Here is a 24,303-nt window from a genome sequence, read left to right as displayed (position 1 = left end):
GAACGATCAAAGCGCAAACCCGTCAGTTCCTTACAGACCCTTCTGAAGGAGCTCGGTGTTTTGCTGAATCTCAAGACTGCATTACTGCTCGGCGCGCTGCTGTTTTGCGGCAGTGGCGCGCTGCAAGCGGCGGCCACCGCGCCGGAACCTGAAGCGCCGGCCAAGCCGGAACTGCTGGTGGAGGGCGGGCTGCTGGGGGCGATCAGTTCCAGCATCGACGACGTACAGCAAAAGCTCGATCTCAATCAGAACCTGATCGACGAGTGGCGACTGCGCGCGGACCGAGCGGCCGACGAGGTCGGGCGGCTGGTCAACCAGACCGCTGCGCGTTCACCCTGGAGCGTGGCGGGGGATTTCCTGCTGCTGTCCGGCGTGTGGGTAGGCGCTTTTGTGGCGCTGACGCTGTTGGGGCGATTTATCGTACAGCGCCTGGGGCGCCGCACCTTCTTCGAACGGCGCGAACGCCTGCTGGCGGTGCTCGGGTATGTAATTCCCTACACGATTCCCGCGCTTGTCTGTCTGCCGTTGACGCTTTACGTCAGTCACTTCCTGCCCACCTCTGTAGGTCGCGCGCTGGCGCTGTGTTTTGCCTACGCCACCAGCAGCGGCATCTTTTCCACCTCAATGCTGTTATGCGTGATTGTCATGTTCAATGTCGGGCACAAGCGCCCGGCGGTTCGGATCATTCGCAGCTACTGCCCCAAGCCGTTGTTCCTGATCGGCTTCCTCGCCGCCCTCAGCGACGCGCTGACCAGCCCGCAGATCGCCCGCCAGCTCGGTGGCAATATCACCAGCAGCATCGCGGTGTTTACCGGGCTGTTTGCGGCGGTGATTTTCGGCATGTTGGTGGTCCGCCTGCGCCGCCCGGTGGCCCACCTGATTCGCAACCGGCCATTGGCTCAACGCCTTAAACATCCGGCGCTGCAACAATCGCTGCGGATATTTTCCGGCCTCTGGTATTGGCCAATTCTGTTGATGGTGTTGGTGTCGGCGATCAACCTGATCGGTGCCGGTGACGACAACCAGAAGGTCTTGCGCTGTGCGTTGTTCACCACGATCCTGCTGATCGGCACGGTGTTCCTCAGTACGGTGCTGCAACATCTGTTCAAGTCCCGCAGCCAAGTGGCGATCCAGCGCAGCAGCGCCTACAAGGAACGCTTCCTCAGCCTGTTGCACGCGATCCTGCGCATTGTCATGGCCATCGCTTTTATCGAAATCCTCGGACGCATCTGGGGCGTGTCACTGTTCGAATTCGCCCAGCGCAACTCGGTGGGCCGGGCAATCAGCGATTCTCTCAGCAGCATCGGCCTGATCCTGTTGATGACCTGGCTGTTCTGGGTGGTGCTAGACACGGCGATCCAGGAAGCGCTGAAACCGCCGGTCAACAAGCGCTCCAGTCGCCAACCGAGCACGCGGGTGAAGACCATCCTGCCGCTGCTGCGCAATGCGGTGAAGATTATTCTGGTGGTGATCTGCGCGATCACCACCATGGCCAACCTCGGGATCAACGTCGCGCCGCTGCTGGCCGGTGCCGGGGTGGTCGGCCTGGCCATTGGTTTTGGCTCGCAGCAGTTGGTGCAAGATGTGATCACCGGGCTGTTCATCATCATCGAAGACACGCTGTCCATCGGCGACTGGGTGGTACTCGACTCCGGTCACGCAGGCACCGTCGAAGGCCTGACCATCCGCACCTTGCGCCTGCGCGACGGCAAGGGTTTTGTGCACTCGGTGCCATTCGGGCAGATCAAGGCAGTCACCAACCAGTCGCGGCAATTTGCCTATGCGTTCTTCTCGGTGCAGTTCACCTACGACACGGATGTGGACAGGGCGGTTGAGCTGATCCGCGAGGCAGGGCAGTCGATCCGGGATGACGTGTTCCTCAAGTACAACCTGCAAGGCCCGCTGGAAGTCTTCGGCGTCGACAAGATGGACCTCAACGGCGTGGTGCTCACGGCGCAGTTCCGCACGGTGTCGGGCGGGCAATACGCGGTGAGCCGTGCGTTCAACCAGCGCCTGAAAAAGCTTGTGGATAACTGTGACGAGGTGCATTTCGCGCAGACTTATCCACAGCAGGTCATGGTGCCGGCGCGGACGGCCCTTGAGCATGAACCTACCGAGGCTGGCGCGAAGATAGTTAATCCGTGACGGTTGCGCTACAAACCCGCAAAATGCAACGATTCTGGCCAAGACCAGAAAACCTTCGTTCCAAACAGACCGGGCCTGCTCAATCTATGCGAATGCGCCTTATGTTACTGGGCGGCGGGAATGCCCTCGGGCAGGCGCTGATTCGCCTCGGTGCAGAGGAAGACATCGGTTTCCTCGCACCCAAACCGCCCCAAGACGGCTGGGATGCCGCGAGCCTCACCCAATTGCTCGACGACACCCGTCCCGATGCGTTGATCAACCTCGCCTACTATTTCGACTGGTTCCAGGCCGAAGCGGTCAGCGAAACCCGTCTGGCTGCCCAGGAGTTCGCCATCGAACGCCTGGCCGAGTTGTGCCAGCACCACAACATCACTTTGCTGCAACCGTCCAGCTACCGCGTGTTCGATGGCTCCCGCGCCACTGCGTACAGCGAAAAAGACGAGCCGGTGCCCCTGGGCCTGCGCGGCCAGGCGTTGTGGCGCATCGAGCAGAGCGTGCGCGCCACCTGCCCGCAGCATGTGTTGCTGCGGTTTGGCTGGCTGCTGGATGACAGTGTCGACGGCACCCTCGGGCGTTTTTTGGCTCGGGCCGAGAAACCGGATGAATTGCTGATGGCGGACGACCGTCGCGGCAACCCGACGCCGGTGGATGATGCGGCGCGGGTGATCATCTCGGTGCTCAAGCAACTCGATTGTGCGGCGCCGCTGTGGGGCACCTATCACTACGCCGGCCAGGAGGCGACCACACCGTTGGCGCTGGGCCAGGCGATCCTCACCGAAGCGCGCAACTTTCACCCGCTGGCGATCGAATCCCCCACCGCCCAGGCTCACGCGGCCCGGCCGGATGCGAGCGAAGAACCGCAACACGCGGTGCTCGCCTGCAAGAAAATCCTCCACACCTTTGGCATCAAGCCACGGGCATGGCGGGCGGGGTTGCCGGCGTTGCTGGATCGGTTTTACCGCCACGGCCAATAAAAAAAGGCGCCTGAAACAGGCGCCTTTTTTTGTGCGGCGGATTTAGAACTTGTAGCCAATACCCACCATGTAAACCATCGGGTCCACATCAACGTTCACCTTGGCGCGAGTGCCCGGTGCCACGCCGTTGTTTTCCACGGTGGCCTTGGTGCTGATGTCGATGTAGCGCGCCTGGGCGTTGATCATCCACTTGTCGTTGATCATGTAGTCCGCGCCGATCTGTGCGGCCCAACCCCAGGAGTTTTCAGCCTTGAAGTTGCTGAAACCTGCGCCCTGGGCACGGCTGCCGACGTGTTCGTCGTAGATCCAGGTGTAGTTGATACCGGCGCCCACGTACGGTTGGAAGGCCGACTTGTTGTCGAGTGGGTAGTACACGACACTCAAGGTTGGCGGCAGGTGTTTCAGGGTGCCGAGCTTGCCGTTGGCCGGGCTCAGGGCGGTGCCCTTGATCTTCACATCATGCTCGAACGGCGTGGCGGCCAGCAGCTCGATACCGACGTGGTTGGTCAGCATGTAGGCGAAGTTCAGGCCCAGTTGGGTGTCGCTGCTCATGGTCGCCTTGCCGCCCAGGTTGGTGCCGGCCAGCGGGCCCTGGTCAACCTTGACGTGGCCGCTGTCCGCCTTCGGGTTCACGGTGATTGCACCGGCGCGCACCAGAATGTCGCCCGCTTCGTGAGCGTGTGCAACGGGGGCGACGAGGGCGAGCGCGAAGAGGGACGCGCCGAGCAGAGACTTGTTCATGGGAGCTCCAAAGGACGTTTAAAAGTTGTACGTCCAATGGTAAAGATCGTTCCGTCCGGTCTTTTGACTCAGCTCAATGAAAGGGCGATCAGCCTTATTCAGGCAGTTCGTACATGTAAATTTTCTCGGCTTCCATCTGGTAACCGGCATCGGCCAGCTCGCTGGTGGACGGTTTGACCTGCATCGCGCCTTCGATCCAATACGGCTGGTAGAGCTCATCGAGCTTCACGCCGATTTCGCTTTTGACATGCACGATCTGGTTCGACGGCGGCGGCGGCACATGGATGCACGCGCCGAAATACGGCACCAGCAAGAATTCGGTGGTGCGCCCGTTTTCGCTGACTTCCAGAGGCACGATGTAACCGGGCAAGCGAATATGCTGGCCGTTGAGCGCAGGCACCACTGGCGCGTTGGGCATTTCCTGCTTGGCCGCCGGCGCCGACTCCAACGCATCCGCCATGCTGGAAAGGTTGTGCAGAGGCTGCATGTTCGGCACTTCCGGTTCGGCATCCGGTGGAATCAGCTCCGACCACGTCAGCTCTTTGGGCTCGGCGGCCCAGGCGGGCAGGGCGATCAGCAGAAACAATGCAAACAGGATGCGACGCATCAAGGCCTTCCTCATAAACGTATGGACAGGCCATCGGCCAGGGATTGCCGATAGGCGCGCCACGCGGGCACGCTGCCCATCAACAGCGCGGCGCCCAGGATACCGGCGAGCAGCGTCCATTCATATTCGCTGGGCCACGACATCGGCAGGTCCAGGCCGTAGTTGGCCTGCAGATACCCGCGCGAGGCGGCGATGCACACATAGAGCAAGCCAACGCCGGCCACCACGCCAGACAACGCCAGGGCGAAGGCTTCGAAGATCAGCAGTGTCGCGATATGCCACGGGCGCGCACCCACCGAACGCAAGATCGCCATTTCGCGGCGCCGTTCGTTGAGGCTGGTTAGGATCGCCGTGAGCATGCCGATCAGGCCGGTGAGCACCACGAACAGTGAGATCACGAACAGTGCTTTTTCGGCGGTGCCCATCATGCTCCACAGCTCTTGCAACGCCACGCCGGGCAGGATCGCCAGCATCGGCTCGCCACGGAATTCGTTGATCTCCCGTTGCAGGGCGAAGGTGGAAATCTTGTTGTTCAGGCCGAGCATGAACGCGGTGATGGCCTGCGGCGTGAGGTCCATGTTGCGCGCCTGGTCGGCACTGATGCGGCCTTTGCCCTGGGCCGGCACGCCGTTGTGCCAGTCGATGTGGATCGCCTCCATGCCGCCAAGGCTGATGTGTAATGTGCGGTCCACTGGCGTGCCGGTGCGCTTGAGAATGCCGACCACGGTGAAGGGTTTGTCATCGTGTTTCACCAGGCTGACCACTGCCACGCCATGGGCCAGCACCAGTTTGTCGCCGAGTTTGTAATGCAGGGCGTCAGCCACTTCGGCACCGAGCACCACTTCAAACGGGTCGGTGGCGAAGGCGCGGCCGCTGGCCAGTTCGAGGTTTTGCTTGCGGCCGTATTGGTAGTGCTCGAAGTAGGATTCGTTGGTGCCCATCACGCGGTAGCCGCGATGGGAGTCACCGAGGGAAATCGGGATCGCCCATTTTACCTGGGGGCTGGCGGCGAAATGCTCGAAGCTGTCCCAACGGATGTTGTTGGTGGCGTTGCCGATGCGGAACACCGAGTACAGCAGCAGGTTTACCGAACCGGAACGCGCGCCGACAATCAGGTCGGTGCCGCTGATGGTGCTGGCGAAACTATTGCGCGCCTCGACGCGCACGCGTTCCACCGCCAGCAACAGGCATACCGACAAGGCGATGGCGAAGGCGGTGAGGATCGCGGTAAAGCGGCGGTTAGCCAGGCTGGCCATGGCTAGACGGAACAGATACATCTCAAACCTCTGCGGGCGTGGCGGCGCGATTGAGTTCGGCCAGCGACAGGTTGCGGTCGAACAGCGAAGCCAGGCTCTGGTCATGGCTGACAAACAACAGGCTGGCGCCGGCTTCACGGCATTCGGCGAACAACAGCTGAAGGAAGGCTTCGCGGGCGTCGTAGTCCAGGGCCGAAGTGGGCTCGTCGGCGATCACCAGCTCCGGTTGGCCGATCAATGCACGGGCGGCGGCCACCCGTTGTTGTTGGCCGATGGACAGCGAGTCGGCGCGGCGCTCCAGCAGGGCTTTGTCTTTCAACCCAAGGTGTGCGAGTAAAGCGGCGGCGGCCTGGTCGACACTGCCGTGGCGCTGTTTCGCCCGTTGTGCACGCAACTTGGAAAAGTGGCAGGGCAACTCGACGTTCTCGCGCACCGACAGGAACGGCAGCAGGTTGAACTGCTGGAAGATGTAGCCGGTGTGGTCGACGCGAAAACGGTCGCGGGCGCCGGCTGAAAGCTCGGTCAGCTCCTGGCCGAGCAGGCGGATGCTGCCCTGGTTGGGTGTCTGCACGCCGCCCAGCAGGCCCAGCAACGTGGTTTTGCCGCTGCCGCTCGGGCCCTTGAGAAAAAGGGTTTCCCCCGCTTCCAGGCGGAACGCGGGGATGTCCAGCAACTGCGGGTGACCGGGCCAGTTGAAGCCCAGGTCAGACAGTTCGATCAATGCGTGGGTCATGTGAACTCAGAACTTCAGGGTGGCTGCTGTGGCCGTCGCTTCAACACCTTGCTGGCCGCTCGGGCCGATCAGTTGTACCTGAATTTTCTGGGTGGCGGGGAAGGTCTTGAATACCTGGGTCAGGTCGAGGTTGCTCAAAGCCGTCGGCGTGGCACAGGTGAACTGGTAGTGGGCGTGGATTTCGCTGTGGTCGTGATGGTGTTCGTGGGCGCCGTCTTTGGCGTCGTGATCGTGGTCATCATCGTCGTCGTGGTCCGCTTCAGGCTTGTCGCCAAACAGCGGGCTATTGAGCTCCTGGCTGCTGACCACGCAACCGGCACCCTTAGGCAGGTTGAACAGGGCGGCTGGGTTTTCCAGCTGTTTGCGCACGGCGGCGACCTTGGCTTTGTCCGACGGGGTGGTGGCCAGGTGTTCGAAACCCACCAGGTTCATCGCCGGGCTGTCCAGCTCCAGCTCCAGCGCCTGGCCGTCGAGTACCGCGTTGAGGCGACCGACGCCATGTTCGTGGGCGCCAAGGCTGCCGTGCTCATGGTCGTGATCATCATGAGCGTGGGCAACCGCCAATGGCAGCAGGGCAAACGGCAAAGCAAGCAACAGACGGCGCATGAGAAGGCTCCAGAACATGAAAGTTTTGTTATGTGATCTTATAACAATTGCCACTGAGTTTGACCGCCCGCTTGGCGTTGCGCAAGCCGCATGGGAGCATGCCTGTCAGAAAAACTGCAGGAGGAAGGACGATGTTGCGAATTCGTGGAACCGTCGGCGACTTGCCGGTGGACTTGACCCTGGAACTGGACGACGGCGATTGGGCTCGGCTCGGCGCACAGTTGCAGGCGGCGCCTGTACCCGCCGCAGCAACAGCGACACCGGTGAAGCAGAATGACGACCTGTGGCAGAACGCCCAGGACCTGTTGCGCAAAGCCGGGCAGCTCAGCGGCCTGGAGTTGCTCGATCAGTTGGAAGGTTTGGCCGGCGATGCCGCCTCCGGCAAGCGTCTGCTGGTGCGCCTGCGCCACAGTTCGAACGTTAAAGTGGCCAGCGGCGCCGATACGCCGCTGTACAGCTGGGTCGGCGATTAGTACAGCGCGGCAAACAACTTGCGGCGGTACACGGTCACCAGCGGGTGATCATTGCCCAGCAGTTCGAACACCTGCAGCAAGGTCTTGTGTGGCAGGCCTTCACTGTAGCTGCGGTTGCGGATGAACAGCTTGAGCAGACCTTCCAGCGCCGCGTCGTACTGCTGGCGCGCCAGTTGCTGGATCGCCAGCTGATAGGCCGCTTCGTCGTCCTGCGGGTTTTGCGCCAGGCGGCTTTTCAGGTCGGCGGCGTCTGGCAGGTCGGCAGCCTGGCGCAGGAAGGTGATTTGCGCCTTGGCGCCGGCGAGGGCGGCTCTGTGGTCGTCGCTTTTCACCGCGTCCAGCACGGTCTGGGCTTCGCCCAGTTCACCACGCTCAGCCAGGCAGCGCGCGTACAGGATTAACGCCGCAGCGTTGGTGTTGTCCTCGCCCAGCAATGCCACCAGCACGGCCTCGGCATCGCTGATGCGCCCCTCGGCAAACAACGCCTGGGCCTGCTCCAGCGGATCCGCCGCAGCTGGCGGCGGCATCTGTACATGGGGCTCCAGCATCGCGCGCACCGCCGACTCCGGCTGCGCCCCGGCAAACCCGTCCACCGGCTGGCCGTCCTTGAACAACACCACCGTCGGCAGGCTGCGAATGCCAAAACGCGCCACGATATCCTGCTCGGCCTCGCAATCGACCTTGGCCAACAGCAACTCGCCCTGATAACTCTCGGCAATCTGCGCCAGCAACGGCATCAACGCCTTGCACGGCGCGCACCACTCGGCCCAGAAATCCACCAGTACGGGTTTTTCGAAGGAATTCTGGATCACTGCCTGGTCAAAATTGGCGGTGGTGACATCGAAGATGTACGGCGTGGGCTCACTCATGGGGCGTCTCGAATAAAGCGGGAATGGGGCAACTATAAGGGCTGGCGCTGGCTATCGGAAGCAGCATGGCGTTCAGGTTCGAGGTGCGTGCCAAAAAGGGTCTTGGTACCAGTCGTCAGGGAACCCCATTGCTTTCAGGCTGACTTCGGGGAACTCGCGGATGAGTTGATACAGGCGTTGGTCCCAACGGGTGTGGGGGCTCACTCGATGCATCAAGTGATTAAGAATGCAGAGCGCTGCGAAAATACGCGTGTGTGGCCCTGGCTGAAAAAGGTGTTCCGGCCATGGGAAGTTGGCTTTCCTCGGCAATTCGGGACGAATGCCCAACTCCCGGTTCCACATTCGCGAATGATGAGCGCACATGTTTCGAATGGTGGTCAGAGTGTGCAGCCATGACTGCAACAGGGGCGCTGCAAGTCCCAGGCGCTTGGCAATGGCCTTTTTATCCAGGTCCTTGGCCAGACCTTTGTACAAATGTGACAAGTCACCCAGCGTCAATTCTTCCAGCATGGCCCAGCCAGGCATCAAAGGAGGTTGAGCGTAGGTTGTCGAGTAATGACGGGCATAGCTTTCTTTCGCTCTGTGGCGTTTAAGCTTGGCTTTACTTTGGTCATCTGTGTGCAGTCTGTCGATGCGCTCGCATTCGCGCAAATAGTCACGGGTTGCGTTGGATTGTTTGATCGACAGAGTGGTCAGCAGGCGTTGATGATCAAATGCAGGGTTGAACATCTGTGGACGGGTATACCAGTGACTGCCATGTGTAGTTCCCATGTGGTTACTGATAACTGAGCGTGATGCAATTTCGACGCTTTCGATGGCATCCATCGTCAGTAAACGGAGCCGTCGGTCAAAATCGTATAGGCGGGTCAGTTGACGAAACTGGCAACCGTCACGAAAGCGATGGTCGATATCTTCTGGCTGTTGAAAGGGGCGCATGTAGGGGGTTAATCGAAAGAAGCTGACGGATTGTAAAAAAGACCCGGCCCGAACCTCATTTTGAATAAGCAAGCCGCGGCGCTTGAGCAGTTCCAGCTGAGCAGGAACGTCGATGGCAGGCTTGCTGAATGACCTCATGCCGAAAAAGCACCGGGCATAAAAAACCCGCACAATTTGTGCTTGGCTACTGACGCAACCAGAGGCATGGCGGGTGTATTGCCGCTGAGGTTAGGCAGCTGCCCTCGTTTTTGCAAGGCCTTTACGCGGCCTTCGATAAGCGAAATTGTTTGCGAATGCATGCTGGTCAATGGTCCATGCCGCGTGCGAAAGGGGGCATTTTCCACAGCCTTCGTTTTTTTGTCCTGACCAACGTATTGCTGGAAATTTGTAACGCACGGCTTACCTTTTCGAGTGGTACAGACTCACCTTGCGAAACTCCCAAGGCTCCGCCAGATCCGGCAACGTCAGCGCATCAAGAATCTCCAGCCGCCGATAATCCGGGTGCTGAAAATCCCGTACGCGCGAATCCGCCACCAACGCTTCGCGGCCTCGCGTGAGGAACTGATCCAGCAGCGGCAGGTTCGCCCGGTCGTAGAGCACATCCGCCACCAGAATCAGGTCGAAGCGGTCGGCCTCGGCGAAGAAGTCTTGCGAATAACCCAGCTCTACGCCGTTGAGTTCGGCATTCGCCCGGCAGGATGCCAGCGCCAACGGGTCGAGGTCGCAGGCCACCACTTCCAGCGCGCCGGCTTTGACCGCCGCAATCCCGGCCACGCCGGAGCCCGCGCCAAAATCCAGCACGCGCTTGCCCGCGACCCACTGCGGGTTCGCCGCCAGGTAGCGCGCCAGCGCCAGGCCGCTGGCCCAGCAAAAGCTCCAGTAGGGCGGTTCATGCAGGATGCGCCGGGTTTCTTCGGGGCTGAAGGCGCGGTCCATGTTGTCTGCATCCAGCAGCCACAACGACAACGCGGTGCCCGGCAGCGGGCAGGGCACCAGGTGCGCGTCGCCGATCAAGTCGCTCAGTGCGGCTTGCAGGTCCAGCGGTGGCGTCATGGTGCCTTGACGAGTTGCAGGGGGCCGGTGGTCTGGGTGATCGCCTGGGTGATGCGCACGGCGGGCAGGTGCAGGATCAGTTGGCCGGACTGGCTGGCGCGGCCACGCAGTTCAACCCGCGCACCGGCCGGGAACGCCTCGGGGTTGAAGCGCAGGCGGAAGGCCAGGGGCTTGCCGTTGCCGCTCAACACGCTGCTGGCGAGCAGTTGTTGCGGGCGCGAACGGTCATCGATCACCAGCAACGCCATCTCGACTTCGGCACCGGCTGGAATGTTGGTCAGGCTGCCGCTGATTTCCCGCTGGTAGGCGGGCAGGGGGCCCATGTCTTCAAGGCCGGGGACTTTTTTCTCTTGGGCCGGTGTGGGCTGAGGTGCGGCCGGCTTGGGGGTTTCGCTGCTGCAGGCGACCAGGAAACTGAACAGGGTGAGCAAAACAAGTGGTCGTAACTGCATGTACGGCTCCAGAAAGGACAAAATCCGTGGCTTGAAAAATATGAAACATAATAGTCAGCCTATATACCGTAAAGGCTATGGCTTGTCTTGCCACGGGGATGCGCTACCATGGCCCTCCCTTTATTTGTTGCCTGCCTACCATGCACTGTCCCTTCTGCGGTGCCAACGACACCAAGGTCATTGACTCGCGTCTGGTCGCCGAGGGCGATCAAGTGCGTCGCCGGCGCGAATGCCTGGCCTGCGGTGAACGTTTCACCACCTTCGAAACCGCCGAACTGGTATTGCCACGTCTGATCAAATCCGACGGCAGCCGCCAGCCTTTCGACGAAGAAAAACTGCGCGCCGGTATGCAGCGCGCCCTGGAAAAACGCCCGGTGAGTGTCGAGCGGCTGGAAGCGGCGCTGGTGCACATCAAGCACAAGCTGCGTGCAACCGGCGAGCGCGAGGTCAAGAGCCTGGTGGTGGGAGAACTGGTGATGGGCGAGCTGCAAAAGCTCGACGAAGTTGCCTACATCCGTTTCGCCTCGGTGTATCGACGCTTCCAGGACCTCAATGAGTTCCGCGAAGAGATCGACCGCCTGGCCCGTGAGCCTGCCAAAGAATGAACCCACCGTCTGCCGAACAAGCTGTGCTCGATGCCCATTACATGGCCCGTGCCCTGGAACTGGCACGCAAGGGCCTGTACACCACCCATCCCAACCCGCGCGTGGGTTGCGTGATTGTGCGGGACGGGCAGATTGTCGGCGAAGGCTGGCATGAGCGTACCGGCGAACCCCACGCCGAACCCAACGCCCTGCGCGCCGCCGGAGCCAAAGCCCGTGGCGCCACGGTGTACGTGACCCTCGAACCGTGCAGCCACCATGGGCGTACGCCGCCTTGTGCCGATGCGTTGGTTACGGCGGGTGTGGCCTGTGTCGTGGCCGGCATGCAGGACCCGAACCCGGAAGTGGCGGGGCGCGGCATGCAGCGCCTGGCTCAAGCCGGTATCGAAGTCCGTAGCGGTGTGTTGGAAGCGCAAGCTCGCGCGTTGAATCCGGGGTTCCTCAAACGCATGGAGCACGGCCTGCCCTTCGTGCGGGTCAAGCTGGCGATGAGCCTGGACGGCCGCACCGCGATGGCCAGTGGTGAAAGCCAGTGGATCACCGGCCCAGCCGCTCGCGCCGCCGTGCAACGCCTGCGTGCCGAGGCCAGCGTAGTGCTGACTGGCGCCGACACGGTGCTGGCCGACGGCGCACGCCTGACCGTGCGCGCCGCCGAACTCGGCCTGGATGAAGCCACTACCGCCCTGGCCATGTCGCGCCCGCCGTTGCGTGTGCTGATCGACGGCCGCCTGCGCGTGCCGCTCAATGCGCCATTCTTCAAGGCCGGCCCGGCGTTGGTCATCACCTGCGTGACCCCGGAAAACCAGTTCCCCCGTGGCCCCGAGTGCTTGGTGGTGCCGGGCGTCGACGGCCAGGTTGACCTGCGCTCGGCGCTGGTCGCGCTGGCGGCCCGTGGCGTCAACGAAGTGCTGGTGGAAGCCGGCCCAAGCCTGGCCGGTGCATTTGCCCAGCAAGGCCTGGTGGATGAATACGTGATTTTCATCGCCGGCAAATTCCTCGGCTCCGCCGCCCGGCCTTTGTTGGACTGGCCGCTTGAGAAACTGGCCGATGCCCCCCAACTCAAGATCACTGAAATGCGCGCTGTAGGCGACGACTGGCGAGTCACTGCCATCCCTGTGCCAGCAGCGAGCGTATAATTCTGACCGGACGCTCAAGTGTCCCGTACCGTTTTCCAGGAGAAGGCCATGTTCACCGGCATCATCGAATCCATCGGCAGCATTCGTGCAATGACCCCAAAAGGCGGCGATGTTCGCTTGTCGGTTGAAACCGGCAAGCTCGACCTGGGCGACGTAAAACTGGGCGACAGCATTGCCATCAATGGTGTGTGCCTCACCGTCATCGAGTTGCCAGGCAACGGTTTTGCCGCCGATGTCAGCCGGGAAACCCTGGACTGTACCGCGATGAACGACCTCAAGGCCGGCAGCCCGGTGAACCTGGAAAAAGCCCTGACGCCGACCACTCGCCTGGGCGGCCATCTGGTCAGCGGTCATGTGGACGGCGTCGGCGAAGTGGTTTCGCGCAGCGAAAACGCGCGTGCAGTCGAATTCCGCATCCGTGCGCCGAAGGAACTGGCTAAGTACATCGCCCACAAAGGCTCGATCACCGTCGACGGCACCAGCCTGACCGTGAACGCCGTGAACGGCGCCGAATTTGAACTGACCATCATTCCCCACACCCTCAGCGAAACCATCATGGCGTCTTACCAGCCAGGTCGCCGGGTGAACCTGGAAGTGGACTTGCTTGCCCGTTACCTGGAGCGCCTGTTGTTGGGCGATAAGGCCGCAGAGCCTGCATCCGGGAACATCACTGAAAGTTTTCTGGCCGCTAACGGCTACCTGAAATCCTGACCAAGGGGGTGCCGCGTGGCGCTCAATAGCATCGAAGAACTGGTTGAAGACATCCGCCAAGGCAAGATGGTCATCCTGATGGATGACGAAGACCGCGAAAACGAAGGCGACATCATCATGGCCGCCGAGGCCTGCCTGCCTGAGCACATCAACTTCATGGCCAAGCATGCCCGCGGGCTGATCTGCATGCCCATGAGCCGTGAACGCTGTGAACTGCTCAAGCTGCCGTTGATGGCACCGCGCAATGGCTCGGGTTTTGGCACCAAGTTCACCGTCTCGATTGAAGCCACCACCGGCGTCACCACCGGCATCTCTGCCGCCGACCGCGCACGCACCGTGCAGGCCGCCGCCGCCAAAGACGCCAAGGCCGAAGACATCGTCAGCCCTGGCCACATCTTCCCGTTGATGGCCCAACCGGGCGGCACCCTGGCCCGTGCCGGCCACACCGAAGCCGCCTGCGACCTGGCGCGCATGGCCGGTTTCGAGCCGAGCGGGGTGATCTGCGAAGTGATGAACGACGACGGCACCATGGCCCGTCGCACCGAACTCGAAGCCTTTGCCGCTGAACACAACCTCAAGATCGGCACCATTGCCGACCTGATTCACTACCGCATGATCCACGAACGTACCGTTCAGCGGATTGCCGAGCAGCCACTGGACAGCGAACTGGGCCAATTCAATTTGGTGACCTACCGTGATTCAGTGGAAGGCGACGTGCACATGGCCCTGACCCTGGGCACCATTTGCGCCGAAGAACCGACCCTGGTGCGTGTGCACAACATGGACCCATTGCGTGACCTGCTGATGGTCAAGCAGCCGGGCCGCTGGAGCCTGCGCGCCGCCATGGCTGCGGTTTCCGAGGCTGGCAGTGGTGTGGTGCTGTTGCTCGGTCACCCGCTGGATGGTGATGTGTTGCTGGCGCATATTCGCGAAACAGCTGACCACGCACCGGTGAAAAAACCGACCACCTACAGCATCGTCGGTGCCGGTTCGCAGATCCTGCGTGACCTGGGCGTGCGCAAAATGCGCTTGATGAGTGCGCCAATGAAATTTAATGCGATATCCGGTTTCGACCTGGAAGTAGTAGAATACGTGCCCTCCGAATAAAGGCTGGCGATTTTCGCCCCTTGTTCGCGGTTCAAATATCACTAAGGGACGCGTCATACACGCGTCCCGGCTCTTTAAGAGATTTGTCGAATGACCCTGAAGACCATCGAAGGTACCTTCATCGCCCCCAAAGGCCGCTACGCCCTGGTGGTTGGCCGCTTCAACAGCTTCGTGGTTGAAAGCCTGGTAAGCGGTGCCGTTGACGCCCTGGTTCGCCACGGTGTGAGCGAGAGTGACATCACGATCATCCGCGCGCCTGGCGCCTTCGAAATTCCACTGGTTGCGCAAAAAGTTGCTCAACAGGGTGAATACGCGGCGATCATCGCCCTGGGCGCGGTCATTCGTGGCGGTACTCCGCACTTCGAATACGTGGCTGGCGAATGCACCAAGGGCCTGGCCCAGGTGTCCATGGAGTTCGGCGTGCCAGTCGCTTTCGGCGTGCTGACCGTGGATTCCATCGAGCAAGCCATCGAGCGTTCCGGCACCAAGGCCGGTAACAAAGGCGCTGAAGCTGCCCTGTCCGCCCTGGAAATGGTCAGCCTGCTGTCGCAGTTGGAGGCCAAGTGATTTCCGACGAGAGCGACAACTTCAACCCGCGTGAGCCACGTCCAGCCGATGCTGGCAAGCCGTCCAAGAACGAGAAGCGTCGTGCTGCTCGTCAATTGGCGACCCAGGCGCTGTACCAGCGTCACCTGGCGGGCGCTTCGTTGAACGAGATCGAAGCACAGTTTCGCGTCGACAACGATTTCACCTTTGCCGACCTGCCGTACTTCCACGACATCCTGCACGGTGTGCATGCGCACCTGACCGAGATCGACACGGCCCTGGCACCTTGCCTGGACCTGACCATCGAAGAGTTGGACCCGGTTGAACTGTGCGTGATGCGTCTGTCTGCCTGGGAACTGCTGTATCGCGTCGACGTGCCGTACCGCGTGGTGATCAACGAAGGTATCGAACTGGCGAAAGTCTACGGTTCGACCGACGGCCACAAGTTCGTCAACGGCGTGCTCGACAAGCTGGCGCCGCGCCTGCGTGAAGCCGAAGTGAAGGCGTACAAGCGCTAATTGGCGCTTGAGTCCTGAATGGGCGAGTTTGAGCTGATCCGCAATTACTTCGCCGCCGCGCCCTGTGCGCAAGGCGGCGAAGGCATTGCACTTGGGATCGGCGACGACTGCGCCTTGCTGGCGCTCCCTGCCGGGGAGCAGCTGGCGATCTCCACCGATACACTGGTGGCCGGGGTGCATTTTGCCGACCCCTGCGACCCGTTCCTGCTGGGCCAGCGCTCGTTGGCCGTGGCGGTGAGCGACTTGGCCGCCATGGGCGCCAACCCCCTCGCCTTTACCCTTGCTCTCACCACACCGACGGTCGACGCCGATTGGCTGCAACGCTATGCCCAGGGGTTGAACCTGATGGCGCAGAGCTGTGGCGTGGGCCTGGTGGGCGGCGATACCACCCGTGGGCCGTTAAGCCTGACCCTCACCGTATTTGGTCGCGTACCCGCCGGGCAAGCCTTGACCCGCAGCGGGGCGCAGCCGGGTGACTTGCTGTGTGTCGGCGGCGAATTGGGCAATGCGGCTGGCGCGCTGCCGTTGGTATTGGGCCAGCGCAGTGCCGACGCAGCCATCGCCGACCCGCTGCTGGCCCATTACTGGTCGCCGCAACCGCAGTTGGCCCTGGGGCTGGCGTTGCGCGGCAAGGCCTCGTCTGCCATGGATATTTCCGATGGGCTCCTGGCCGATTGCGGGCATATCGCCACGGCCTCGGCTGTCAGCCTGTTGATCGAGCGTCAGCGGTTGCCTTTGTCCCAGGCGCTGTTGGCGTTTGTCGGCGATGACGCCGCGCGCGTGGCGGCCCTGAGCGGGGGCGACGATTATGTGCTGGCGTTCACCCTGCCACCCGCCGAGCTGGCGCCGTTGCTGGCCGACGGCTGGCCGGTCCATGTGATCGGCCGGGTTGAGGCGGGGCAGGGCGTGACGCTGCTCGACGCCAACGGGCAGGACATCACGCCGGCCATTCGTGGCTATCAACATTTTCGCGGGGCGCCCTGAATCGGCGAGCTGCGCTACCCTCTATAGCGTAATCACGGATGCAAGGCCCTGTAGGAGGTCGCCACCATGGATGTGCGCCGCTGGCTGCTGATAGTGCTGTGTGCCTTTACGTCGTTGGTCCAGGCGCAGGACGTGCCCGGCAAGGTCATGCTCGCCAGTGAAGAGTGGAACGACTACACCAACAAAGACGGCAGCGGCCTGGCCTGGGACGTGCTGCGCCAGGTGTTCGAACCCGCTGGAATCACGCTGCAGACCCGCTCGGTGCCCTATACCCGCTCGGTCGGCCTGGCTCAGCGCGGCGAAGTGGATGGCTGGGTCGGCTCCTATCGCGATGAAGCCACGGGTGTGTTGTACCCCCACTGGAACTTCGATTCCGATCATATCTACGCCCTCGGCCTGGCCAGCACGCCAGCGCCGACGGCAGCCACGCTGGGCAATTACCGCCTGGCCTGGGTGCGCGGCTACAAGTACGAGGAGTACTTGCCCAATGTGCACCGCTTCAACCAGATCGAGCGCCGCGACGGTATTTTGCCGATGCTGCAACACGCGCGGGCCGACTTCTACATCGATGCGCTGACTGAGGCCAAGTACGTGCTGAACCAGGCGGATGACCCGTCCAAGTTCACACTGACCCACATCGCCGAACTGCCGCTCTATATCGGGTTTGCCGATAACGAGCGAGGTCGTGCCTTGATGGTCGTGTTCGACCAGCGCATGGCGGCGCTGGTGAAAAGCGGCGAGTTAAAGGCGATTTTCGAGCACTGGAAACAGCCGTATCCGTTCTGACCTGCATAGAACCAAGGCGAAGGCCAATCGAACCTATTGATCTTTATCAGCGATAATTCAGCTTAAGCGTCTGTAGGAACCTGCTGTTACAATGGCCGCCATCGTAAAAACTGAAATCAGGAGCACACGGTGCCCGTCGTTTTCGTCGCCGCTTCCAAGCTGCCTACCCCTTTTGCCACGTTCACCATGAACGGCTTCCTCGAAGAAGCCACCGGGCGCGAGCACGTTGTGCTGAGCCTGGGCGATATCGCGGATGGCGCGCCAGTGCTGGGGCGTGTGCATTCCGAATGCCTGACCGGCGATGCGCTGTTCAGTCAGCGTTGCGACTGCGGTTCGCAACTGGAAGCTGCCATGCGGGCCATCGCCCGCGAAGGCCGTGGCGTATTGCTGTACCTGCGTCAGGAAGGCCGTGGCATTGGCCTGATGAACAAGATCCGCGCCTACGAGCTGCAAGACGGCGGCGCCGATACCGTCGAGGCCAACGAGCGCCTGGGTTTCGCCGCCGACCAGCGTGACTACGCGATCTGCCTGCCGATGCTGGAGCACTTGGGCGTCAAATCCCTGCGCCTGATGACCAACAACCCACGCAAGGTCAAAGCCTTGACCGAGATGGGCATCACCGTGGCCGAGCGCGTGCCGCTGCACACCGGGCACAACCCGCACAACAAACTCTACCTGGCCACCAAGGCCAGCAAGCTCGACCACATGATGGGCAACGAGCATCAGGGCGAGGTCGACCGCGCGTGACCCGTGGCCAGGTGAAACGGCGACTGTCCTTCAACTGGTGGCAGTACCTGGCCCTGGCGCTGGTGCCCCTGTTTGTGATCAACCTGGTGTTCGGCCAAGCCGAATCCTTGCTGCCAGTGCTGGCCATGCCGTTCTTCATTGCCGGCGTGGCCTCGATGTTTCTCAGCCTGCGTTACTTCAACGGCTATAAACACGCGTTGATCGCCACCTCCAAAGCCCTTGATACCCCGGAAGAACCGGCTGCCTGGATCACCCTGGCGGCCCGTCGGCGTACGGCGTTGCTGGTGGCGGCGGTTCCGGCCTGGATCGGCGCGCTGGCGGTGTTCGTCGGCCTGGAAGCGGTGCCGCTGTTTCTGCTGGCACTGTCGACGCTGGTGCTGTTCTACCTCTACCGCATCCCCCGTCAACTGGGATGAAGCGTGCTTGGCTGGCGGTCCTGCTGCTGGCGTTGAGTGCCCAGGCATTGGCGGCCGAGCGGGTGGTCAGCCTGGCGCCGTCCCTGTCTGAAATCGTTGCTGAGCTGGGCGCCGCTGACGTGCTGGTGGGTGTGCTCGATGGTGGCGAGCGCCCGGCTGCCCTGGCGCACGTGGCCTCGGTGGGGCATTACGGCCAATTGGATATGGAACGCCTGCTCAGCCTCAAGCCCGACTTGATCCTGCTGTGGCCCGGCAGCGTCGGCCCAGCCCAGCGTGAGCAGTTGCAACGGCTGAACATCCCGGTCTACGTCGCTGAACCCCATAGCCTTGAACAACTCACCACCCAGGTCCAGGCCATCGCCGAGCAATTGGGCCGTGCTGAAGCCGGCCGGCAATTGGCCGCGCAGCTACGCCAACGCCTGGCCGAGCTGCGTCAGCGCTATCAGCGTGCCGAGCCATTGCGCGTGTTTTACCAAGTGTGGAACCAGCCGCTGTATACCGTGGGCGGCGGGCAGATCATCAGCGATGCGTTGAGTGTGTGCGGCGCGCGCAATGTGTTCGATGACCTCAAGTTGCCCGCGCCGCAGGTGAGCATCGAGTCGGTGTTGCAGCGTGATCCCGAGATGATTCTGGTGGGGGACCAGGCTCAGAAGGATGCGTGGAAGGTCTGGCCAGCGATGGCCGAACGGGTGCGTGTGGTGCCGGATAAAGGCCTGGAGCGGCCCAGCGGGCAGATGCTGGAGGCGGTGGGGCGGTTGTGTCAGGTGATTGCGCCCCGTTAGAGGTCCGGCGTCCAGGTCATACCCACCATCAGCGCCCGGCCAGCTTCCCGGTAGCCATATTGCTGGCCTTGATACTGATACAGCGCGCGGCTGTAGGCTTTGTCCAGCAGATTATCGACCTTCATGTTCAGCGTGATTTCACGGTTCACCGCCCAACTGGCGCGCAACCCGAGCAACCCATAGCCTCCCAACGGTTGCTGGTTCTTCGGGTCGTCGTAGCTGCTGCTGACCGCCTGCCAGCTGGCGCCGACGCCGAATTGGTCGAACTGGCGATCCAGGTCCAGGCTCACCGTGCGCCTGGCGCGCCGTGCCAACGTACGCCCGGAATCGCGGTCTCGTGGATCAATCATCGCCAGTCCCAGGCTGCTTTGCCAGCCGAACAGCTCCTGCTTGAGTGCGGCCTCGAAACCGTTGATGCGCGCCGAACTGACGTTTTGCGGGCCGTCGCTGCCGAACACGACCGCATCCTGGATATCGGTGCGGTACAGCGAAGCTTCCAGGCGGCGGGTGTCGCTGAGTTGGCTGCGCCATTGCATCTCGTAGCTTTTCGAGGTTTCGGGCTTCAGGTCAGGGTTACTGTTCTTGAAGCCGTATTCGTCCGGGTAATACAGATCATTGAAGGTCGGGGCGCGGAAGCCCTCGCTGTAGCTCAGCAGCAGTTCATTGTCCGGGTTGACCGGCAGGGTCAGAGTGCCGCTCCAGCTGTTCTGCCCACCGAACTGTTGGTTCTGGTCACGCCGCAGGCCCAGCTCGGTGGAAAACCATTCACTATGGAAGCGATGCTGCACAAAGGCGGCGCGGTTCCAGCGACTGCTCTCGGTAAAGGTGGTAGAGCCATGGAGGCGGTCTTCATACCAGTCGCCGCCGAGTATCAGGCTGTTCTGGTCATTGAGTGTCAGGTCGTTCTGCCAGTTGACCGAGTCGCGGTAGGTGTTGAACACGCTGAAATCGTCACTGAGGGTGTCGCGCTTGGTATCGCGGTTCTCGCTGTGGCCCAGTTCCAGGCGCGACTGCCAGCGCTCGTTGAGTTGGGCATCCACGTAGCCGCTGGCGCTGCTCACGGTGTAGTCGGTGTAGGGCTTTTGCCCCAGCGTTTGCCCGGTGACGTCGTCGTAGCGGCCGAAGCTGTTGTCGTACTCCGACTTGCCGCGGTTATCCAACAGATTGAAACCCGCTTCCAACTCATCGCTGAAGGCGTGGCTGAGGTTCAGGCTGACGGACTGGTTGCGGTAGGCATCATGGTCGCCATCGCTGGGGAATGACGTGTGTGTCGAATCGATGCCGGCGGTCTCATCCAGGCTCGCGCCGAGGTTGAAGCGCGTGTGCTCATCGCCACCGGACAGGCCGAGGCTGCGCTCCCACGTTTGGTGGCTGCCAAAGCCCACTTTCAGGCGCGGCTGTAGGCCCTGCTCGGCATTACGCCGGGTAAATACCTGTATCACCCCGCCTATCGCATCGCTGCCATAGATCACCGAACGTGAACCGCGCAGCACTTCCACCCGTTCAATCTGGTCGACGTTCAGGTACTGCAGGCCGCTATCGCCTGAGGTGGTGTTGGCGATGCGCTGGCCGTCCACCAACACCAGGCTTTGTGCGGATTTGGTGCCACGGATATAAATCCCCGGCAGGCTGCCACGCCCGCCAGTCGGCGCGACCTGCACACCCGGCACGCGGCTAAGCAGGTCCGTCACGCTGGTAGGTTGCAGGCGGTCGATATCGTCGCGGGTGAAGACGGTGTTGGCGGCGCTGCTGTCATTGCGGGCCTGGACCTGGCGGTTGGCGCTGATGACTACGTTGGGGAGTTTCAGGGCGTCGTCGCGCTCGAACGTCTCGGCGAGCAAATCAGTGGTGGGCAAAAGCAGCAGGGGCAGGGCGAAGCGCAGGCTTTTCATGGCTATCCATAGCAAAGGTGGGAGCAGGCTCCCACCTTTCGTGGGTTACAGGCCGAGCAACGCCATGCGCTCGCGAACCGATGCCTCGATACCGGCTTCATCCAGCCCGCATTCGGCCAGCATCTGCGCCGGCTTGGCGTGTTCGACGTACACATCCGGCAAGCCCAGGTGCAGCACCGACTTGAGGATGTTCTCCCGCGCCAGGAACTCGCTGACGGCCGCGCCGGCACCGCCCATGATGGCGTTTTCTTCGACGGTCACCAGCAGCTCATGGCTGCCGGCAATCTCACGCACCAACGCTTCATCCAGGGGTTTGACGAAGCGCATGTCGACCACGGTGGCGTCGATCTTCTCAGCGACCTTCAGCGCTTCGGCCAACTGCACGCCGAACACCAGGAACGCAGTCTTGCTGCCTTGGCGACGCACGATGCCCTTGCCGATCTCGATAGGCTCAAGGTCCTTCTCGATCACTGCATTCGGGCCATTACCGCGCGGGTAACGCACGGCGGCCGGCCCGTTGTACAGGTGGCCTGTGCTGAGCATCTTGCGCAGTTCGTTCTCGTCGCTCGGCGTCATCACCAGCATGCCGGGGATGCAGCGCAGGTAGGACAAGTCGAAGCTGCCAGCGTGAGTCGGGCCGTCTTCGCCCACCAAACCAGCACGGTCGATGGCGAACAGCACGTCGAGGTTCTGCACTGCGACGTCATGCACCAACTGATCGTAACCGCGCTGCAGGAAGGTGGAGTAGATCGCCACCACCGGCTTGGCGCCTTCACAGGCCATGCCGGCCGCGAAGGTCACCGCGTGCTGTTCGGCAATTGCCACGTCAAAGTAGCGCAGCGGGAAACGCTCGCTGAACGCGACCAGGTCCGAGCCTTCCTTCATCGCCGGGGTAATGCCCACCAGGCGCGGGTCGGCGGCGGCCATGTCGCACAGCCATTCGCCGAACACGCCGGAATACTTCGGCCCGCTGGCCTTTTTCGGCGCGGCGGCGGGAGCGTCCAGCGGCTCCAGCTTGGTGATGGCGTGATAGCCAATCGGGTCGACTTCCGCCGGGGCGAAGCCTTTGCCTTTCTTGGTGACGATATGCAGGAACTGCGGGCCCTTGAGGTCACGCATGTTGCGCAGCGTGGCGATCAGGGTGGGCAGGTCGTGGCCGTCGATCGGGCCGATGTAGTTCCAGCCCAGCTCTTCGAACAGGGTGCCAGGCACCAGCATGCCTTTGGCATATTCTTCGGTACGGCGGGCAATTTCCCACGCGCCAGGCAGACGCGAGAGTACCTTCTTGCTGCCTTCGCGCATGCTGGCGTAGGTGCGGCTGGAGAGGATCTTGGCCAGGTAATTCGACAGACCACCGACATTGCGCGAGATCGACATGTCGTTGTCGTTGAGGATCACCAACATGTTGGCGTCCACTTCCGGCGCATGGTTGAGCGCTTCGAAGGCCATGCCGGCGGTCAGCGCGCCATCACCAATCACCGCAATCGCCTTGCGATCGCTGCCTTGCAGGCGGGCGGCAATCGCCATGCCCAGCGCGGCGCTGATGGAGGTGCTGGAGTGGCCGACGCCAAAGGTGTCGTACTCGCTCTCGGCGCGGCGCGGGAAGGCGGCAATGCCGTCCTTCTGGCGCAGGGTGCCCATCTGCTCGCGGCGACCGGTGAGGATCTTGTGCGGATACGCCTGATGGCCCACGTCCCACACCAGCCGGTCATCCGGGGTGTCGAACACGTAATGCAGGGCGATGGTCAGCTCGATGACGCCCAGCCCGGCACCAAAATGCCCACCGGTCTGGCCGACCGTGTAGAGCAATTCCAGGCGCAACTCATCGGCCAGGGTTTCCAGCTCGGCTTCACCCAGTCGACGCAGGCCGGCCGGCGTGACAGCACGGTCAAGCAGGGGCGTGGACGGGCGCTTGCGGGGAATCTCTTGAAACGTCGTGGGCATCAGGCGAATCGTTATAGGTATAGAAGAGGCGGCAGTTTACCTCAAGCATCGCGAACTGCCCACGCAGAGCGCTGAACTTGGCCGATATGCGGCCGCAATGGCCGCCGTTATCAGTGCCGGCGTTCGACGATATAGCGCGCCAAGTCACGCAGTGGCTCGGCCGCCGCGTCGAAAGGTCGCAGGGCGTCCAGGGCCTGGTCACGCAGTTCCAAGGCATAGGCCTTGGCTGCTTCCAGCCCGAGCAACGCAGGGTAAGTCGGTTTATCCCGTGCGATATCGGCGCCTTGGCGTTTGCCCAGGGTGGCCGTGTCACTTTCTACGTCGAGAATGTCGTCCTGCACCTGGAACGCCAGGCCGATGGCCAGCGCGTAGGCCTTCAACGCCGCCAGTTGAGCGGCTTCGGCACGCCCACTGGCCAGCGCGCCCAAGTGCACGGCGGCTTCAATCAAGGCGCCGGTCTTGTGGCGGTGCATGTATTCCAGGGCTTGTTGATCGAGCTTCTGGCCGACCGAACCCAAGTCGATGGCCTGGCCGCCGACCATGCCGGCCGGGCCTGCCGCCACGGCCAGCGCCGTGACCATGCGCAAGCGGATCTCGGCATTCACGCTGCTCAGCGTCGGGTCCAGCAGTGCGCTGAACGCCAGGCTTTGCAGGCCGTCACCGGCGAGGATCGCACAGGCTTCATCAAAGGCTCTATGGGTGGTTGGCTGGCCGCGACGCAGATCGTCGTCGTCCATCGCCGGCAAGTCGTCATGCACCAGGGAATAGGCGTGGATCAACTCCACCGCACAGGCCGCGCCATTCGCCTGTTCGGCGGTTGCGCCCAAGGCTTCACACGCTGCATACGCCAGCAACGGGCGCACACGCTTGCCGCCATTCATCACGCTGTAGCGCATGGCTTCGTAAAGACGCTTGAGTTCGGGGCTTGGCGCAACAAACAAGGGTTCCAAGGCCGCATTGACCCGGGCTTGGCTACTGGCCTGATACGCGTCGATCATTCGGGCTGTTCCGCATCGAAAGGTTCTTCGGCCAACTCCCCGTCGCGTTCCAGCAGCACTTGTACCTTCTGCTCCGCCTGCGCCAAGGCGCTCTGGCAGTCGCGGGTCAGGCCAATGCCTTGCTCAAACGCTGTCAACGAGTCTTCCAGCGACAACTCGCCGTTCTCCAGACGCTCGACCAGGGTTTGCAGGTCGGCGAGGGATTGTTCGAAATCGAGTGCAACTTTTTTGCGGGCCATGGCGGCTATTCCGGTAGACGGTAAACCGGCGCGACACTAGCAGACATGGG

Annotated in this window: 27 protein-coding genes; 14 read left to right on the top strand and 13 right to left on the bottom strand. The window is 62.2% G+C overall.

From position 1 onward, the window contains the following. The first annotated feature begins 60 nt into the window (after positions 1-60). Positions 61-2,145, top strand: coding sequence for a mechanosensitive ion channel family protein (locus HX812_RS19620; RefSeq protein WP_038850121.1), 2,085 nt, complete (start codon positions 61-63; stop codon positions 2,143-2,145). Positions 2,146-2,231: 86 nt separating this feature from the next. Then, positions 2,232-3,119, top strand: a complete 888-nt coding sequence (locus HX812_RS19615; RefSeq protein ID WP_080642437.1) for a sugar nucleotide-binding protein — start codon at positions 2,232-2,234, stop codon at positions 3,117-3,119. A 42-nt stretch (positions 3,120-3,161) separates the two neighbouring features. Here HX812_RS19615 and HX812_RS19610 read toward each other — a convergent pair whose 3' ends face one another. The 5 genes from HX812_RS19610 to HX812_RS19590 all read right to left on the bottom strand — a co-directional run bounded on the left by HX812_RS19610 (position 3,162) and on the right by HX812_RS19590 (position 7,062). Continuing rightward, complete coding sequence (locus tag HX812_RS19610) at positions 3,162-3,860, bottom strand: OmpW family protein (RefSeq protein ID WP_016978527.1); 699 nt, start codon at positions 3,858-3,860, stop codon at positions 3,162-3,164. Between the two features lie 94 nt (positions 3,861-3,954). Further along, positions 3,955-4,467: a DUF3299 domain-containing protein gene (locus HX812_RS19605; protein WP_038850116.1), complete on the bottom strand. Its 513-nt coding sequence runs from the start codon at positions 4,465-4,467 to the stop codon at positions 3,955-3,957. 11 nt (positions 4,468-4,478) lie between these two features. Then, positions 4,479-5,744, bottom strand: coding sequence for an ABC transporter permease (locus HX812_RS19600; RefSeq protein ID WP_016978529.1), 1,266 nt, complete (start codon positions 5,742-5,744; stop codon positions 4,479-4,481). A gap of 1 nt (position 5,745) precedes the next feature. Continuing rightward, complete coding sequence (locus HX812_RS19595; protein ID WP_038850114.1) at positions 5,746-6,456, bottom strand: ABC transporter ATP-binding protein; 711 nt, start codon at positions 6,454-6,456, stop codon at positions 5,746-5,748. Between the two features lie 6 nt (positions 6,457-6,462). Next, entirely contained in the window at positions 6,463-7,062 is a 600-nt protein-coding gene (locus HX812_RS19590; RefSeq protein WP_033897968.1) for a DUF2796 domain-containing protein, read from the bottom strand. Positions 7,063-7,193: 131 nt separating this feature from the next. On the opposite strand from HX812_RS19590, the gene HX812_RS19585 reads away from it, so the two are divergent. Continuing rightward, complete coding sequence (locus tag HX812_RS19585; RefSeq protein WP_038850113.1) at positions 7,194-7,535, top strand: hypothetical protein; 342 nt, start codon at positions 7,194-7,196, stop codon at positions 7,533-7,535. Here the strand turns inward: HX812_RS19585 and trxA are convergent. The 4 genes from trxA to HX812_RS19565 all read right to left on the bottom strand — a co-directional run bounded on the left by trxA (position 7,532) and on the right by HX812_RS19565 (position 10,845). Continuing rightward, positions 7,532-8,404: a thioredoxin gene (trxA, locus tag HX812_RS19580; protein ID WP_038850111.1), complete on the bottom strand. Its 873-nt coding sequence runs from the start codon at positions 8,402-8,404 to the stop codon at positions 7,532-7,534. The genes HX812_RS19585 and trxA overlap by 4 nt on opposite strands. A gap of 72 nt (positions 8,405-8,476) precedes the next feature. Beyond that, positions 8,477-9,478 (bottom strand): Abi family protein, encoded by a 1,002-nt coding sequence (locus HX812_RS19575; RefSeq protein WP_038850110.1) that lies wholly within the window; start codon positions 9,476-9,478, stop codon positions 8,477-8,479. A gap of 261 nt (positions 9,479-9,739) precedes the next feature. Beyond that, entirely contained in the window at positions 9,740-10,393 is a 654-nt protein-coding gene (locus HX812_RS19570) for a methyltransferase (RefSeq protein ID WP_038850109.1), read from the bottom strand. Then, on the bottom strand, positions 10,390-10,845 hold the full coding sequence (locus HX812_RS19565; RefSeq protein WP_038850107.1) for a YbaY family lipoprotein: 456 nt from the start codon (positions 10,843-10,845) through the stop codon (positions 10,390-10,392). The genes HX812_RS19570 and HX812_RS19565 overlap by 4 nt, the downstream gene beginning before the upstream one ends. A gap of 140 nt (positions 10,846-10,985) precedes the next feature. Between HX812_RS19565 and nrdR the strand changes: the two genes are divergently transcribed. From nrdR to HX812_RS19510, 11 genes are all read left to right on the top strand, one after another. Continuing rightward, entirely contained in the window at positions 10,986-11,450 is a 465-nt protein-coding gene (gene nrdR, locus HX812_RS19560) for a transcriptional regulator NrdR (protein ID WP_010206843.1), read from the top strand. Beyond that, a complete protein-coding gene (gene ribD, locus HX812_RS19555) occupies positions 11,447-12,583 on the top strand; it encodes a bifunctional diaminohydroxyphosphoribosylaminopyrimidine deaminase/5-amino-6-(5-phosphoribosylamino)uracil reductase RibD (RefSeq protein WP_038850105.1) in 1,137 nt (378 codons plus the stop codon). Before nrdR ends, ribD begins: the two co-directional genes overlap by 4 nt. 48 nt (positions 12,584-12,631) lie before the next feature. Then, positions 12,632-13,294, top strand: coding sequence for a riboflavin synthase (locus HX812_RS19550; RefSeq protein WP_038850102.1), 663 nt, complete (start codon positions 12,632-12,634; stop codon positions 13,292-13,294). Between the two features lie 15 nt (positions 13,295-13,309). Then, positions 13,310-14,401, top strand: a complete 1,092-nt coding sequence (ribBA, locus tag HX812_RS19545) for a bifunctional 3,4-dihydroxy-2-butanone-4-phosphate synthase/GTP cyclohydrolase II (protein ID WP_033897960.1) — start codon at positions 13,310-13,312, stop codon at positions 14,399-14,401. Positions 14,402-14,491: 90 nt separating this feature from the next. After that, the gene (ribE, locus tag HX812_RS19540; RefSeq protein WP_003176356.1) at positions 14,492-14,968 is read left to right on the top strand and encodes a 6,7-dimethyl-8-ribityllumazine synthase; all 477 of its coding nucleotides are present in this window, start codon (positions 14,492-14,494) and stop codon (positions 14,966-14,968) included. Next, on the top strand, positions 14,965-15,465 hold the full coding sequence (gene nusB, locus HX812_RS19535; protein ID WP_010206836.1) for a transcription antitermination factor NusB: 501 nt from the start codon (positions 14,965-14,967) through the stop codon (positions 15,463-15,465). Before ribE ends, nusB begins: the two co-directional genes overlap by 4 nt. Before the next feature lie 18 nt (positions 15,466-15,483). Then, a complete protein-coding gene (gene thiL / locus HX812_RS19530; protein WP_038850100.1) occupies positions 15,484-16,449 on the top strand; it encodes a thiamine-phosphate kinase in 966 nt (321 codons plus the stop codon). A gap of 66 nt (positions 16,450-16,515) precedes the next feature. After that, on the top strand, positions 16,516-17,235 hold the full coding sequence (locus tag HX812_RS19525; RefSeq protein WP_038850099.1) for an ABC transporter substrate-binding protein: 720 nt from the start codon (positions 16,516-16,518) through the stop codon (positions 17,233-17,235). A 129-nt stretch (positions 17,236-17,364) separates the two neighbouring features. After that, entirely contained in the window at positions 17,365-17,982 is a 618-nt protein-coding gene (gene ribA, locus HX812_RS19520) for a GTP cyclohydrolase II (RefSeq protein WP_016978544.1), read from the top strand. Next, the gene (locus tag HX812_RS19515) at positions 17,979-18,398 is read left to right on the top strand and encodes a nuclear FMR1 interacting 1 family protein (protein ID WP_038850098.1); all 420 of its coding nucleotides are present in this window, start codon (positions 17,979-17,981) and stop codon (positions 18,396-18,398) included. Before ribA ends, HX812_RS19515 begins: the two co-directional genes overlap by 4 nt. Beyond that, complete coding sequence (locus tag HX812_RS19510; RefSeq protein WP_038850096.1) at positions 18,395-19,180, top strand: cobalamin-binding protein; 786 nt, start codon at positions 18,395-18,397, stop codon at positions 19,178-19,180. Before HX812_RS19515 ends, HX812_RS19510 begins: the two co-directional genes overlap by 4 nt. Here the strand turns inward: HX812_RS19510 and HX812_RS19505 are convergent. The 4 genes from HX812_RS19505 to HX812_RS19490 all read right to left on the bottom strand — a co-directional run bounded on the left by HX812_RS19505 (position 19,177) and on the right by HX812_RS19490 (position 24,253). Further along, positions 19,177-21,072: a TonB-dependent receptor domain-containing protein gene (locus HX812_RS19505; RefSeq protein WP_038850095.1), complete on the bottom strand. Its 1,896-nt coding sequence runs from the start codon at positions 21,070-21,072 to the stop codon at positions 19,177-19,179. The genes HX812_RS19510 and HX812_RS19505 overlap by 4 nt on opposite strands. Positions 21,073-21,117: 45 nt before the next feature. After that, positions 21,118-23,016, bottom strand: coding sequence for a 1-deoxy-D-xylulose-5-phosphate synthase (gene dxs, locus HX812_RS19500; protein WP_038850094.1), 1,899 nt, complete (start codon positions 23,014-23,016; stop codon positions 21,118-21,120). Between the two features lie 110 nt (positions 23,017-23,126). After that, the gene (gene ispA / locus HX812_RS19495) at positions 23,127-24,014 is read right to left on the bottom strand and encodes a (2E,6E)-farnesyl diphosphate synthase (protein ID WP_038850092.1); all 888 of its coding nucleotides are present in this window, start codon (positions 24,012-24,014) and stop codon (positions 23,127-23,129) included. After that, positions 24,011-24,253: an exodeoxyribonuclease VII small subunit gene (locus HX812_RS19490; protein ID WP_003176346.1), complete on the bottom strand. Its 243-nt coding sequence runs from the start codon at positions 24,251-24,253 to the stop codon at positions 24,011-24,013. The genes ispA and HX812_RS19490 overlap by 4 nt, the downstream gene beginning before the upstream one ends. Between the last annotated feature and the right edge of the window lie 50 nt (positions 24,254-24,303).

Source organism: Pseudomonas sp. IPO3749 (assembly GCF_013386605.1).
GTDB classification, from domain to species: domain Bacteria; phylum Pseudomonadota; class Gammaproteobacteria; order Pseudomonadales; family Pseudomonadaceae; genus Aquipseudomonas; species Aquipseudomonas azotoformans_A.
The sequence above is the reverse complement of the archived record's forward strand: the minus strand, read 5'-3'. Positions and strand labels throughout refer to the sequence as shown.

Bases quoted from the DNA above. Each gene is read 5' to 3' on its own strand.
- nrdR (WP_010206843.1), top strand. From the start codon at position 10,986: ATGCACTGTCCCTTCTGCGGTGCCAACGACACCAAGGTCATTGACTCG.
- HX812_RS19550 (WP_038850102.1), top strand. From the start codon at position 12,632: ATGTTCACCGGCATCATCGAATCCATCGGCAGCATTCGTGCAATGACC.
- HX812_RS19490 (WP_003176346.1), bottom strand. From the start codon at position 24,253: ATGGCCCGCAAAAAAGTTGCACTCGATTTCGAACAATCCCTCGCCGAC.
- HX812_RS19595 (WP_038850114.1), bottom strand. From the start codon at position 6,456: ATGACCCACGCATTGATCGAACTGTCTGACCTGGGCTTCAACTGGCCC.
- HX812_RS19510 (WP_038850096.1), top strand. From the start codon at position 18,395: ATGAAGCGTGCTTGGCTGGCGGTCCTGCTGCTGGCGTTGAGTGCCCAG.
- HX812_RS19590 (WP_033897968.1), bottom strand. From the start codon at position 7,062: ATGCGCCGTCTGTTGCTTGCTTTGCCGTTTGCCCTGCTGCCATTGGCG.
- HX812_RS19575 (WP_038850110.1), bottom strand. From the start codon at position 9,478: ATGAGGTCATTCAGCAAGCCTGCCATCGACGTTCCTGCTCAGCTGGAA.
- HX812_RS19525 (WP_038850099.1), top strand. From the start codon at position 16,516: ATGGATGTGCGCCGCTGGCTGCTGATAGTGCTGTGTGCCTTTACGTCG.
- ribD (WP_038850105.1), top strand. From the start codon at position 11,447: ATGAACCCACCGTCTGCCGAACAAGCTGTGCTCGATGCCCATTACATG.
- HX812_RS19570 (WP_038850109.1), bottom strand. From the start codon at position 10,393: ATGACGCCACCGCTGGACCTGCAAGCCGCACTGAGCGACTTGATCGGC.
- HX812_RS19565 (WP_038850107.1), bottom strand. From the start codon at position 10,845: ATGCAGTTACGACCACTTGTTTTGCTCACCCTGTTCAGTTTCCTGGTC.
- HX812_RS19615 (WP_080642437.1), top strand. From the start codon at position 2,232: ATGCGAATGCGCCTTATGTTACTGGGCGGCGGGAATGCCCTCGGGCAG.
- dxs (WP_038850094.1), bottom strand. From the start codon at position 23,016: ATGCCCACGACGTTTCAAGAGATTCCCCGCAAGCGCCCGTCCACGCCC.
- HX812_RS19605 (WP_038850116.1), bottom strand. From the start codon at position 4,467: ATGCGTCGCATCCTGTTTGCATTGTTTCTGCTGATCGCCCTGCCCGCC.
- HX812_RS19585 (WP_038850113.1), top strand. From the start codon at position 7,194: ATGTTGCGAATTCGTGGAACCGTCGGCGACTTGCCGGTGGACTTGACC.
- thiL (WP_038850100.1), top strand. From the start codon at position 15,484: ATGGGCGAGTTTGAGCTGATCCGCAATTACTTCGCCGCCGCGCCCTGT.
- HX812_RS19505 (WP_038850095.1), bottom strand. From the start codon at position 21,072: ATGAAAAGCCTGCGCTTCGCCCTGCCCCTGCTGCTTTTGCCCACCACT.
- HX812_RS19610 (WP_016978527.1), bottom strand. From the start codon at position 3,860: ATGAACAAGTCTCTGCTCGGCGCGTCCCTCTTCGCGCTCGCCCTCGTC.
- ispA (WP_038850092.1), bottom strand. From the start codon at position 24,014: ATGATCGACGCGTATCAGGCCAGTAGCCAAGCCCGGGTCAATGCGGCC.
- ribE (WP_003176356.1), top strand. From the start codon at position 14,492: ATGACCCTGAAGACCATCGAAGGTACCTTCATCGCCCCCAAAGGCCGC.
- HX812_RS19600 (WP_016978529.1), bottom strand. From the start codon at position 5,744: ATGTATCTGTTCCGTCTAGCCATGGCCAGCCTGGCTAACCGCCGCTTT.
- trxA (WP_038850111.1), bottom strand. From the start codon at position 8,404: ATGAGTGAGCCCACGCCGTACATCTTCGATGTCACCACCGCCAATTTT.